Origin of the sequence: Streptomyces sp. NPDC049837, from assembly GCF_040674455.1 — a bacterium.
Classification (GTDB): Bacteria; Actinomycetota; Actinomycetes; order Streptomycetales; family Streptomycetaceae; genus Streptomyces.
In genome coordinates this window covers 247,752-259,710 of sequence record NZ_JBFAMP010000002.1, presented here as the reverse complement: position 1 = coordinate 259,710, position 11,959 = coordinate 247,752, and the positions used below count along the sequence as shown (strand labels likewise).

Annotated in this window: 13 protein-coding genes; 7 read left to right on the top strand and 6 right to left on the bottom strand. The window is 74.8% G+C overall.

Annotated elements, in window-relative coordinates; genetic code table 11:
* Positions 1-19 precede the first annotated feature (19 nt).
* Positions 20-286, bottom strand: coding sequence for an SHOCT domain-containing protein (locus AB0J57_RS05820; protein ID WP_366126728.1), 267 nt, complete (start codon positions 284-286; stop codon positions 20-22).
* A gap of 153 nt (positions 287-439) precedes the next feature.
* Entirely contained in the window at positions 440-1,666 is a 1,227-nt protein-coding gene (locus AB0J57_RS05815) for an ROK family protein (RefSeq protein WP_366126727.1), read from the bottom strand.
* A 242-nt stretch (positions 1,667-1,908) separates the two neighbouring features.
* Between AB0J57_RS05815 and AB0J57_RS05810 the strand changes: the two genes are divergently transcribed.
* The 5 genes from AB0J57_RS05810 (at position 1,909) to AB0J57_RS05790 (ending at position 6,377) form a co-directional block, all read left to right on the top strand.
* Positions 1,909-2,565, top strand: coding sequence for an endonuclease (locus AB0J57_RS05810; protein WP_366126726.1), 657 nt, complete (start codon positions 1,909-1,911; stop codon positions 2,563-2,565).
* Positions 2,566-2,606: 41 nt separating this feature from the next.
* Positions 2,607-2,966, top strand: a complete 360-nt coding sequence (locus AB0J57_RS05805; protein WP_366126725.1) for a hypothetical protein — start codon at positions 2,607-2,609, stop codon at positions 2,964-2,966.
* Between the two features lie 345 nt (positions 2,967-3,311).
* Positions 3,312-4,541, top strand: coding sequence for an MFS transporter (locus tag AB0J57_RS05800; RefSeq protein ID WP_366126724.1), 1,230 nt, complete (start codon positions 3,312-3,314; stop codon positions 4,539-4,541).
* A gap of 47 nt (positions 4,542-4,588) precedes the next feature.
* The gene (locus tag AB0J57_RS05795) at positions 4,589-5,572 is read left to right on the top strand and encodes an ArsR family transcriptional regulator (protein ID WP_366126723.1); all 984 of its coding nucleotides are present in this window, start codon (positions 4,589-4,591) and stop codon (positions 5,570-5,572) included.
* 52 nt (positions 5,573-5,624) lie between these two features.
* A complete protein-coding gene (locus AB0J57_RS05790; RefSeq protein ID WP_366126722.1) occupies positions 5,625-6,377 on the top strand; it encodes a maleylpyruvate isomerase family mycothiol-dependent enzyme in 753 nt (250 codons plus the stop codon).
* On the opposite strand, the gene AB0J57_RS05785 is transcribed toward AB0J57_RS05790, so the two are convergent.
* Complete coding sequence (locus tag AB0J57_RS05785) at positions 6,364-6,795, bottom strand: MarR family transcriptional regulator (protein WP_366126721.1); 432 nt, start codon at positions 6,793-6,795, stop codon at positions 6,364-6,366. The genes AB0J57_RS05790 and AB0J57_RS05785 overlap by 14 nt on opposite strands.
* Positions 6,796-6,882: 87 nt before the next feature.
* Here AB0J57_RS05785 and AB0J57_RS05780 point away from each other — a divergent pair, with 87 nt between their 5' ends.
* Together AB0J57_RS05780 and AB0J57_RS05775 are read left to right on the top strand one after the other, a co-directional pair.
* Positions 6,883-8,406, top strand: coding sequence for an MFS transporter (locus AB0J57_RS05780; RefSeq protein ID WP_366126720.1), 1,524 nt, complete (start codon positions 6,883-6,885; stop codon positions 8,404-8,406).
* 73 nt (positions 8,407-8,479) lie between these two features.
* Positions 8,480-8,758: a DUF6332 family protein gene (locus tag AB0J57_RS05775; RefSeq protein ID WP_366126719.1), complete on the top strand. Its 279-nt coding sequence runs from the start codon at positions 8,480-8,482 to the stop codon at positions 8,756-8,758.
* On the opposite strand, the gene AB0J57_RS05770 is transcribed toward AB0J57_RS05775, so the two are convergent.
* From AB0J57_RS05770 to AB0J57_RS05760, 3 genes are read right to left on the bottom strand one after another with little or no spacing between them, the layout of a single operon-like run.
* Positions 8,719-9,384 (bottom strand): response regulator transcription factor, encoded by a 666-nt coding sequence (locus tag AB0J57_RS05770; protein ID WP_366126718.1) that lies wholly within the window; start codon positions 9,382-9,384, stop codon positions 8,719-8,721. The genes AB0J57_RS05775 and AB0J57_RS05770 overlap by 40 nt on opposite strands.
* On the bottom strand, positions 9,381-10,673 hold the full coding sequence (locus AB0J57_RS05765; protein ID WP_366126717.1) for a sensor histidine kinase: 1,293 nt from the start codon (positions 10,671-10,673) through the stop codon (positions 9,381-9,383). The genes AB0J57_RS05770 and AB0J57_RS05765 overlap by 4 nt, the downstream gene beginning before the upstream one ends.
* 52 nt (positions 10,674-10,725) lie before the next feature.
* Entirely contained in the window at positions 10,726-11,949 is a 1,224-nt protein-coding gene (locus AB0J57_RS05760) for a GDSL-type esterase/lipase family protein (RefSeq protein WP_366126715.1), read from the bottom strand.
* Between the last annotated feature and the right edge of the window lie 10 nt (positions 11,950-11,959).

The window sequence follows — 11,959 nt, the reverse complement described above, 5'->3', positions numbered from 1 at the left end:
GGGGACTCACGCCGGCCGCTCACCCCTTGCCGGGGGCGGGGCGGCCGAACTGCTCCTCCAGGACGGAGAGCCGGCGCCAGTACTCGTCCTCGTCGATCTCACCGGCCGCGAAGCGGTGGCCGAGGAGAGCGATCGGTGACTGCTCGTCGGGAGCGCCCCGGTGGTGGCGGCGGCGGTGCCACGGGGCGCGGCGCAGCAGGGTGACGACGGTGAAGATCACCGCCGCCCAGAACAGCGGGAAGAAGAGGATCCAGGGGCCCGGTCCGTCGTGGGCGAGGGTGGTCATCTCGGTCAGCTCCTCGGTGCGATGGGTCGTCTCGTACCTCCGAGACTGACCGGCCGAGGGCGCCCCCGTCGTCGTACGGGCAGCGGCAGTCCGCGTACGACGACGGGAGTACGGGTGGGGTGAGGGCGCGGGCGCGGCTGGGGCGGGGCGCCGTTACGCGGCCGGGCGGCCCAGGGCGGCGAGGGGGTCGTCGAGGACCGGCTGCCAGGCCAGTTCGGCCGCGCCGGCGAGGCTGTTGTGGTCCAGGGTGCAGCCGAGGATCGGCACGCCACCGCTGCGGCCCCACAGGCTGCGGTCGGCGACCACGGCGCGCAGCCGCTCGGGGTCGGCGGCGAGCAGTTCGCGGTGCAGGCCGCCGAGGATGATGCGGTCGGGGTTGAGGATGTTGACCAGACCGGCCAGGCCCAGCCCGAGGCGGTCGATGAGTTCCTCGGTGGCGGCCCGTACGCCCGGGTCACCGGCGTGGTCGCGGAGCAGGTCACGGCACTGCTGGAGCAGGGAGACCTCGGGGCCGGGCTCGCGGCCGGCGGCCATGAGGAAGGCCAGCGGGTCGGCCTCGACGTCGAGGCAGCCGCGGCTGCCGCAGTAGCAGGGCCGGCCCTCCGGGTTCACGGTGAGGTGGCCGACCTCCAGGGCGAGGCCGGAGCTGCCGGTGTGCAGGCGCCCGTCCAGCACGAGGGCGCCGCCGACGCCGCGGTGCCCGGTGGCGACGCAGAGCAGGTGCTGCGCGCCGCGCCCCGCGCCGTGCCGGTGCTCGGCGAGGGCGGCGAGGTTCACGTCGTTGCCGGTGAAGGCGGGGCCGTCGATGCCGGCCGCCCGGACCAGCTCGGCGAAGATGTCGCGCACGGGCGCACCGGCGGGCCAGGCGACGTGGAGCGGGTTGAGGGCGGTGCCCTCGGGTTCGGCGACGGCGGAGGGGACCGCCAGCCCGGCGCCCACGCAGCGGCGCCCGCTCTCGCGCAGCAGGTCGGCGCCCGCCCCGACGACGGCCGCCAGGACCTGGGCCGGGTCCTCGGAGACGGTCACGCAGCCGGGCGCGGTGGCCACGATGCGGCCGCCGAGGCCGACGAGGGCGGCGCGGAAGCCGTCGGCGTGGATCTGGGCGGCCAGCGCGACGGGTCCGTTCTCGTCGACGATGAGCCGGTGGGACGGCCGGCCCTGGGAGCCGGCGGCGGCACCGGGGCGGGAGTCGACGCGGATGAGGCCGAGGGCTTCCAGTTCGGCGGCGACGGCTCCGGCGGTGGCACGGGTCACGCCGAGTTCGGCGGTGAGGACGGCGCGGGTGGGGGCGCGTCCGGTGTGCACCAGTTCCAGCGCGGGTCCGAGCGCGCTGCGGCCTCTGTCCAGCCGTGATCGGGTCGTGGTCGCCTTGCCGTTCATGGTGGCGAGTCTCCCATGATCCAGGGGCCCGTCCGGCCCGGCGGTGCTGTTTCGGCCGGTCGTGGACGGGTACTGCGGGCGGCAGGGTCGCCGGAGATCGGTCACCGTCGCCGGAGGCCGGTCACCCGGGGGCTCAGCTCACCGGAGGCCGGTCACGAAAGGGCGGTCACCGGAGGGCGGTCACCGGAGGTTGTTCACCGGCGACCGGTCGCCGGAGGCCGCGAGAGGTTCCGGGAGGTTCCATGGCACGCCCCGACAGAGAGACGACCGTCCGGGCCCTGCTCGACGAGGAGGGCCGCACCTACGCGGAGCAGGCCGGGATCCACCTCAAGGACACCCCCCAGCCGCTGTACCAGCTCCTGGTGCTGGCCCATCTGCTGAGCGCCCGCATCCGGGCCGACACGGCCGTCGCGGCGGCCCGCGCCCTGTTCGGCGCGGGGATGCGGGACGCGAAGCACATGCGCGACGCCACCTGGCAGCAACGGGTGGACGCGCTCGGCGAGGGCGGTTACCGGCGTTACGACGAGCGGACCGCGACCCAGCTCGGCAAGGCCGCGGAGCTGGTCCTCGACGCGTACGGCGGCGACCTCCGCCGGCTGCGCGACAAGGCCGGCGGCGATGTGGAGCGGCTTCGCTCCCTGCTCCAGGAGGTGCCGGGGATCGGCCCGGCCGGCGCGGACATCTTCCTGCGCGAGGCACAGGGCGTGTGGCCGGAGGTGGCGCCGTACCTGGACGGCAAGACGCTGGCCGGAGCGAAGCGGCTGGGCCTCCCGGCGGACCCGGAGGCGCTGGCCGGACTGGCCGGGAAGGAGGAACTGCCCGCGCTGGCCGCCGCGTTGGTGCGCGCCGCGCTGGACAAGCACGTCGTCGACGAGGTCCGGGAGATCGTCCACGGGTAGAGCGTCGGCGAGACGGTCCACGAGACATAGGGAGGATCCGGATGACCACCCCCGACCGCAGCAAACTCCCGCTGCCCGATTACGACGAGCTGAACGTAGGCACGCTGGAGCACCGCATCCGCTCGCTCGGCGTCCCCGAGCTCGACCAGTTGCTGCACTACGAGCATGAGCACGCCGACCGCGCCATGGTCGTCCAGGTCCTGACGGCCCGGAAGCGGCAACTGGATGCCGGAGCCCCCCTGTCCGGCGGCAACCCGGCCGCCCGCAAGGCCGACGTGGCCGGTCACGGCCAAGGCGGCTCGCCCGTATCGCCCGCGACGTCGCCGGAGCCCAGCAGCCCGCCGCCGCACGGCACCCCGGACCAGCGGGGCAAGCCGAAGGGCAACCGCACGGGCGGCTGAGCCCGGCGACCGCGTGACGGCCGCCCGCACGGGGCCGCTCGCCCGACCGCGTGACGCACGGGGCGGGCGCGTAACCGGCGCCCGCGCGGGGCGGGCGCGCCCGATGGCGCGACGGCCGCCCGTACGGGCCGAACACCGGGCTGAGCCCGGCCGGCCCACCGCGTAACGGCGCCCCGCACCGGCCGGCGCGCTACGCGCTGTGCAGTACGGCAGCCGCAGTACGGCAATCCGGCAGCCCCGCGCGTCCCCACACCCGCGAAAACCGCCGGGCACCCGGGATCCAAAGCGGATCGACGCCGGTGCCCGGCGGTTGATGAGCGCTGCTCCGACCCCTATCCTGAGTTTGTGCCGCACCTAAACAAACTACGGACGGCCGTTCCGGGGGGCTCCGGCGGAGACACCGCCTCACGCACCCTGGCCCGCCTCCGCACCGCCCTGACCTTGTTCTTCGCCCTCGACGGTTTCCTGTTCGCCGGCTGGGTGGTCCGCATCCCGGCCATCAAGCAGCAGACCGGAGCCTCCGCCGGCGACCTCGGGCTCGCCCTCCTCGGCGTGTCGGCCGGCGCGGTCGTGACCATGACGCTCACCGGCCGCCTGTGCCGGCGCTTCGGCAGCCACCCGGTGACGGTCGCCTCGGCGGTGCTGCTCAGCCTGAGCATCGCGCTTCCCCCGCTGACCCACTCGGCGCTCGCCCTCGGCCTGGTCCTCCTGGTCTTCGGCACCGCGTACGGCGGCATCAACGTGGCCATGAACAGCGCCGCCGTCGACCTCGTGGCCGCGCTTCGCCGCCCCGTGATGCCCAGCTTCCACGCCGCGTTCAGCCTCGGCGGCATGCTCGGCGCCGGGCTCGGCGGCCTGGTCGCGGGCGGCCTCTCCCCCACCGCGCACCTCCTCGGCCTCACGGTCGCCGGCCTCGCGCTGACGGCCGCCGCCGGGCCCGTACTCCTGCGCCACCCCGCCCCCACCGTCCCGGAGGCGGTGCCCTCCGACGAGCGCGCGCCGGGCCGGATGGACGGCCGGGCGCGCCGGCTGGTGGCGGTCTTCGGCGTGATCGCCCTGTGCACGGCGTACGGAGAGGGGGCGCTGGCCGACTGGGGGGCGCTCCACCTGGAGCAGGACCTGCACGCCCACCCGGGCGTGGCGGCCGCCGGGTACTCGCTGTTCGCGCTCGCCATGACCGCCGGACGTCTCTCCGGGACGGCGATGCTTGAGCGGCTCGGGCAGACCCGCACCCTGGTGGCGGGCGGGGCGACCGCGGCCACCGGGATGCTGCTGGGCGCCCTGGCGCCGACGGTGTGGCTCGCGCTGCTCGGCTTCGCCGTGACGGGGCTGGGACTGGCGAACATCTTCCCCGTCGCCGTCGCCAGGGCGGGCGCCGTGGCGGGCCCCGCCGGGGTGGCCGCCGCCTCCACGCTGGGATACGGCGGGATGCTGCTCGGGCCGCCCGCGATCGGGTTCCTCGCCGACTGGTTCTCCCTGCCGGTCGCGCTGACGACCGTGGCGGTGCTGGCCGCGGGCGCGGCCCTGATCGGGTACGCGGCACGCGGCGCCTCGGCGGCGGGCCGCCCCGGATAGCGTGGGGCGTCGGCCGTGACGGCGGCGCGACGGCACCAGGGGGGACAGTGATCCGGATCCGCTTCACGGCCGCCGACTTCGCGGGGGTGCGCTTCGCGCCCCGGCCGGCCCCCTTGCAGGAGCTGAACGCGGCGCTGATGAAGATGACCGTCCCCGGCGACGAGTTGCTCTTCGGGCGCTGGAGACAGCGGCTGCTCCGGGCCTTGCCGATGGCCGTACGGCCGCTCGCGGACCTCGTCCCCGCGCGCGAAGCGCCCCGTTTCCTCGATGTGTTCAGCGACACGCTGGGGGACGGTCTGGACACCGTGCGGGCCTCGCGCCCGGAGCTGGTCCGCACCGAGATCGAGCGCGTGTACGCGGGGACCGCGATCCGGCCCCCGGCGTGGGTGCGCGACCTGCACCGGGGCGACGCCGGGGCGTGGCAGGTCCTGCGCCGTGCACAGCAGGCGGCGTTCGAGACGGCGCTGCGGCCGGTGTGGCCGCTGGTGGGGGATCTGCACCAGGCGGAGTTCACGCGCCACGCCCTGACCGTCGCCGAACACGGGGTCGGCGCCGCACTCGCCGGCCTGGTCCCGGGCGCCCGGCTGAAGGAGGGCGTCTGGGAGTTCGGGGCGGAGGGCGACCGGGTGATCGAGCTCGGCGGGCGCGGCCTGGTGCTGGTGCCCACCTTCCACTGGACCGGCCAACCCCTGATCGCCGACCTGCCCGGCCGGCCCCTGTTCCTGACGTACGCGGCGGGCCCGGGGGTGCCTCTGACCCCGGCAGGCCCGGTCGGTACGGCCGAGGCGCTGGCCGGCGTGCTGGGGCGTACCCGCGTCGACGCCCTGTTGCTGCTCGCCGAGGAGCACACGACGAGCGGGCTCGCCCGGCGGCTGGGCGTCAGCACCGCCACCGCCTCCGCCCACGCCGCGGCGCTGCGGGCGGCGGGCCTGATCACGACGGTGCGGGCGGGACGGGCTGTCCTGCACCGCCGCACGGAACTGGGCGGTCTGCTGCTACGGGGGCGGGGCGGGCGGTCAGCCGCGCCCTGACAGCATCCGGACACACCGGCCACGGGCGGCGCCGTGCTGGCAGAATCGCGACATGCAGATCACCGAGCACATCAAGTCCCTGGCGGCCGAAGGCCAGTTGCTCGCCGAGACGGCCGAGAAGGCCGGTCCGGAGGCTCCGGTGCCGAGCTGTCCCGGCTGGCGGGTACGGGACGTGTTGCGGCACACCGGCATGGTGCACCGATGGGCCACCGCCTTCGTCACGGAGGGGCACACCTCGTTCCACCCGGCCGAGGGCGAACCGGACCTGGACGGCGCCGAGTTGCTGGCCTGGTTCCGCGAGGGCCACGGCCGGCTGGTCGCCGCGCTGACCGACGCGCCCGACTCCCTGGAGTGCTGGGCGTTCCTGCCCGCGCCCTCACCGCGCGCGTTCTGGGCGCGGCGCCAGGCGCACGAGACCGCGATCCACCGGGTGGACGCGCAGTTGGCGCTCGGGGCGGGAGCGGCGGAGGTGCCGGAGGTGGCGCCCGCGTTCGCAGCCGACGGGATCGACGAGCTGCTGTGCGGCATGCACGCCCGGGAGAAGAGCCGGGTGCGCACGCCGGAGCCGGGCGTCCTGCGCGTACGGGCGACGGACACCGGTGACGTGTGGACCGTACGGCTGTCGGATCAGGCGCCGCGCGCGGTGCGGACGGACGAGGGGTCCGCGGACTGCGAGCTGAGCGGACCGGCCGGGCGGCTGTACCTGACCCTGTGGAACCGGCTGCCCACCGACGCGGTGACCGTCACCGGGGACGGGCGGCTGGCTCGGCTGTGGCGGGAGTCGTCCGCCGTCACCTGGTCGTAGACCCGGGCACCGGCACCGGCCCCGGCTCTCCGGCGAGCATCCGGCTCAGCACGGCACGCTGGAGGGGCTGCGCCTCGGCGTGCCGGGCGCGGCCCGCGTCGGTCAGGGCGACCCGTACTCCGCGCCGGTCCTCGCTGCACATGCCGCGGGTCACCAGGCCGTCCTTCTCCAGCCGCGCGACCAGCCGCGACAGGGCGCTCTGGCTGAGGTGCACGCGGGAGGCGAGCTCCTGCACGCGGTACGCGCAGCCACCGTCCTCCGCCGCGCCCTCCGCGAGGACGTCGAGGACCTCGAAGTCGCTGGCGCCGAGCCCGTGCCGGTGCAGCGCACGGTCGAGTTCGCACATCGTGCGGGCGTGCAGGGCGAGCACGTCGCGCCACTGTTCCACGAGCGCGCGCTCGGACTTCGTCACAGCCATGGAGCCACGTTAGCAGGGAAGACACCGTTTGTTGCATCGGAATTAAATGCGTTTGCATTCAATGCACGTGCATGTACTGTGCTGCGCATGACCTCTCCGCTCAACGTCCCCTCCCCTGGCGTGCCTTCGGCCACGGAGGACCGCTGGAGCCCCCGTCTCTGGGGCACCCTGCTGGTCCTGTGCGCCGCGATGTTCCTCGACGCCCTCGACGTCTCGATGGTCGGCGTCGCCCTGCCCTCCATCGCCACCGACCTCGGGCTGTCCACCGCGACCCTCCAGTGGATCGTCAGCGGCTACATCCTCGGTTACGGCGGTCTCCTGCTGCTCGGCGGCCGCGCGGCCGACCTCCTCGGCCGCCGCCGGGTCTTCCTGATCGCCCTCGCCGTCTTCGCGCTCGCCTCCCTGCTCGGCGGACTCGTCGACTCCGGGCCGCTGCTGATCGCGAGCCGCTTCATCAAGGGCCTGAGCGCCGCGTTCACCGCCCCCGCCGGCCTCTCGATCATCACCACCACGTTCAAGGAGGGTCCGCAGCGCAACCGGGCCCTGTCGATCTACACCACCTGCGCCGCCACCGGCTTCTCGATGGGCCTGGTGCTGTCCGGGCTGCTCACCGAGCTGAGCTGGCGCTGGACCATGCTGCTGCCCGCGCCCATCGCGCTGCTCGCCCTGGTGGCCGGCCTGAAGCTGATCCCGCACAGCGACCGCGAGGACACGCGTGGCGGCTACGACGTCCCCGGCGCCGTCACCGGCACGGCCGCCATGCTGCTGCTGGTGTTCACCGTGGTCCAGGCGCCCGAGGCGGGCTGGGCCTCCGCCCGTACGCTGCTCTCCTTCCTGGCCACCGCCGCCCTGCTCGCCGCGTTCGTCACCATCGAGCGGCGCAGCGCGAGCCCGCTGCTGCGGCTCGGCGTGCTGCGCTCCGGTTCGCAGTTGCGCGCCCAGCTCGGCGCCGCCGCGTTCTTCGGCTCGTACGTCGCCTTCCAGTTCATCGTCACGCAGTACATGCAGTCCCTGCTCGGCTGGAGCGCGCTCCAGACCGCGCTCGCGTTCCTGCCGGCCGGTGTGCTGGTGGCGCTCTCCTCCACCAAGATCGGTGACGTGGTCGACCGGTTCGGTACGCCCCGGGTGATCGCGACGGGCTTCACGCTCCTGGTCGCCGCGTACGCGATCTTCCTCCAGGTCGATCTCACTCCGCGCTACGCGGCCGTCATCCTCCCCTCCATGCTGCTGCTCGGAGCCGCCTGCGCCCTGACCTTCCCCTCCCTCAACATCCAGGCTACCAACGGCGTGGACGACGAGGAGCAGGGCATGGTGTCCGGGCTGCTCAACACCTCCATCCAGGTGGGCGGTGCCATCTTCCTCGCCGTCGTGACCGCCGTGATCACGGCCGGTGGCCACGAGGGCGGTCCCGCGGCGTCCCCGCAGGCGGTCCTGGACAGCTTCCGGCCGGGCCTCGTCGTCGTGACCGCGATCGCGCTCGCCGGACTGCTGATCACCCTCACCGGTCTGCGCGGCGACCGCCGTGCGCGTACGCCCCAGCGGTCGGTCGTGGTCGCGAAGTCGGCCGGTACGAGGGCGGAGGAGGCCGAGCCCGTCGGCGTACGGGACTGATCCGTCGACGCGCGCGGTGCGGCCGGTGGGCGATGTGCTTGCCCACCGGCCGCACGCTTGTGACACTCGGCCCATGGGGAATCGAACACAGGCTCAACGGGACGCCATCACCGTCGAGATCGGGTACGCGCTGGTGACCGCGGCGCTCCTGGCGGTGGGGCTGTTCCTCGTGTGCGCCGCGCCCGTGCTCGTACTGGGCCTGGAGGGCGGCGCGGCGCGGGGCGTGCTGGTGGTGGCCGCGACGGCGGGCTGCCTGGGCTTCGCGACGCGGGTGGTGCGGGTGCTGTGGCGGTTCGGGGACGGGTCGCGCGTTCAGCCGAGCCAGCCGGGGCGGACCAGGCCCGACTCGTAGGCCAGCACGACGAGTTGGGCGCGGTCGCGGGCGCCCAGCTTCACCATCGTGCGGCTGACGTGCGTCTTGGCCGTCAGGGGGCTGACTACCAGCCGCCGGGCGATCTCCTCGTTCGACAGGCCGATGCCCACGAGCGCCATCACCTCCCGCTCGCGCTCCGTGAGCCCGTCGAGCCGCGCGTCGCCGACGGGCCGCTTGGAGCGGGCGGCGAACTCCGCGATCAGTCGGCGCGTGACCCCCGGCGACAGCAGGGCGTCCCCGGCGACCACCGCCCGTACGGCGCGCAGCAGTTCGTCCGGCTCGGTGTCCTTGACGAGGAAGCCGGACGCGCCCGCACGGATCGCCTCGAAGACGTACTCGTCCAGCTCGAACGTCGTCAGCATCACCACCTTCACGCCGTCCAGCCGCTCGTCCTCGGTGATGCGGCGCGTGGCGGCCAGCCCGTCGAGCACCGGCATCCGGATGTCCATCAGGACGACGTCCGGCCGCAGTTCCCGTACGCGCGCGAGGGCCTCCTCGCCGTCGGCGGCCTCCGCCACGGTCTCGATGTCCGGCTGCGCGTCCAGCAGCGCCCGGAATCCCGCCCGGACTAGGGCCTGGTCGTCGGCGAGCAGCACACGGATCACGGAGTGTTCTCCTTCGTCGGGCGCAGGGGCAGCGTGGCGTGCACGCGGAAGCCGCCGTCCGGGCGCGGGCCCGCCTCGATCGTGCCACCGAGGGAGGCCGCCCGCTCCCGCATCCCGGCCAGCCCGTTGCCCGTGCCGCCCGCGTCGGTGCCGGTGGCGGGGCCTTCGTCGTCGATACGGAGGTCGAGGCGGCCGGGCGCGTACGCCAGGTGTACGCGGGCGGTGCGCGATCCGGAGTGGCGGACCACGTTGGTCAGGGCCTCCTGCACGATGCGGAACGCGGCGAGGTCGGCGCCGGGCGGCAGGTCTGCCCTCGTCCCGTCGGTCGTCACCTCGACGGCCAGTCCGGCGCTCGCCGCCTGCTCGACGAGCTCGGGGAGCCGGTCCAGGCCGGGGGCGGGGGCGCGGGGCGCCTCGCCGCGCTCGCCCGGCGTGCGGAGGGTGTCGAGCACCTGCCGTACCTCGCCGAGCGCCTCCTTGCTGGCCGCCTTGATGGTGGTGAGCGCGGTGCGCGCCTGCTCGGGGTCGGAGTCGAGCAGGGCGAGGCCCACGCCCGCCTGGACGTTGATCACCGAGATGGAGTGGGCGAGCACGTCGTGCAGCTCGCGGGCGATCCGCAGCCTCTCCTCGTCGGCGCGGCGCTTCTCGGCGGCGGCCCGTTCGGCCCGTACGCGCGCCCACTCCTGACGGCGTACGCGGGCGAGTTCGGAGAGCGTGACGATGGCGACGACGGACGCGGCGATGGGCAGTTCCTGGCCCCAGGGCGCGGGCCCGTCGCCGGCCGGCGGCAGGTACCGGTACAGCCAGTGCGCGACCAGCAGGTGCCCCGCCCACAGCAGGCCGAGCACCCACCAGGCCGCGTACCGGTGCCCGGCGACGATCGCGGCGAAGACGGCGACGGCGATGGTGAGGAAGACCGGTCCGTACGGGTAACCGGCGCCGAGGTAGACGAGCGCGGTCGCCGCGACGCCGTGCAGCACGGTGACGGGGTACCGGTGGCGCAGCAGGAGCATCGCGGGCCCCGCGAGCAGCAGCGCCCGCGCGAGGGCGTCCAGCGGTTCCCGGTCCGGCTGGCCCCTGGCCGCGAAGCCGCTGCCGACCAGTACGAACACGGCGAGCAGGAGGCTGGAACGCCACGGCACTCCCCCACCGGGCTCACGCCCGGGCCAGTCGCGCACCCACGGCGGCCCCCCGGCCCGCCCCTCCGGCGACGGCACCCGGCCGCCGCCGCACGCACGCGGCGCGTGGCGCGTCCGTCCCTCGTCACCGCTCCGGTTCCTGCCTCGCATACGGCCACGCTAGACGCGGCCGCCCGGGTGCGGCGTCAGCCGGGCGGGGTGATCAGCGGTACTCCCCCGGGAGTACGGCGCCGCCGTCCTTGCAGGCGCCGTTCGGGGCGAAGGCGCCGTTCGGGGCGAAGGCCAGCGCGGCGAAGCGTTCGCCGATGCGGCGGTGGGTGGCGGCGTCCGGGTGGAGCCGGTCGGGCAGCGGCAGCTCGGCGGCGTCCGGCTCGCCGTAGAGGTCACGGCCGTCCATGTAGTGCAGGTGGGGGTCCTGGGCCGCCCGCTGCGCCACTGTCCGGGCCAGCTCGTCGCGGATGACGCCCAGGGTCAGTTTCCCGCTCGCGCGCTCGGCCGGATCGCCCGTGGCGCGGAAGCGCAGTTCCCCGGCGCTCAGGGCGGTGAGGTCCGCGGCGCTGGGGCCGGGTGTGTCCTCGTGGATGGGGCACAGGATCGGGGAGACGACCAGCAGGGGTGTGGTGGGGTGGCCGTCGCGGATGGTGTCGAGGAAGCCGTGGAGCGCGGGGGTGAAGGCGCGGAGGCGCATCGCGTCGGTGTTGACCAGGTTGATGCCGATCTTGACGCTGATCAGGTCGGCGGGGGTGTCCCGCATCGTACGGGCGGTGAACGGGTCGAGCAGGGCGCTGCCGCCCAGGCCCAGGTTGACCAGTTCCACGCCGCCGAGGGAGGCGGCGAGTGCGGGCCAGGTGGTGGTGGGGCTCGCGGCGTCGGAGCCGTGGCTGATCGAACTGCCGTGGTGCAGCCACACCTTGCGGCCCCGGTCCGGTGCGGGCTCGACGGGGGCGTCGGTGCGCAGGGCGATCAGCTCGGTGGTCTCGTTGTGCGGGAGCCAGATCTCGACGTCCTTGTCGCGGTCGGGCAGGCCGGTGAAGCGGAGCGTTCCGGACGGGCCGGTCCGGTGGTCGGCGGTCCCGGTGGTCATGTCGATGGTCAGGGTGTTGCCGCCGCCGACGCTCGCCTGTCCGGCCAGGGCGCCGTCGACGAGCAGGTCGTATATGCCGTCCGGGCGGGCCGGGGCTCCGACGTAGACCCGTTTGGTGGGCCGCGTCTCCAGTTCGACGGTGGTGGCGCGGGTGCGGAAGACCAGCCGTACGCCGGAGGGCTGGGCCTCGGCCATGGCCAGTTGCCCGTCGGTGCACTGGGCGCGGGCCCAGGCGGGCAGCCGGTGCGGCAGCACGCCGTGCTCGGTGCGCTCCACGTCGAGGGCGCCGCGCAGGAGGTCCGCGGTGACGGGCGTGGTGATCGGGTGGTCCGTGGTGGGCATGGCTCGGCCT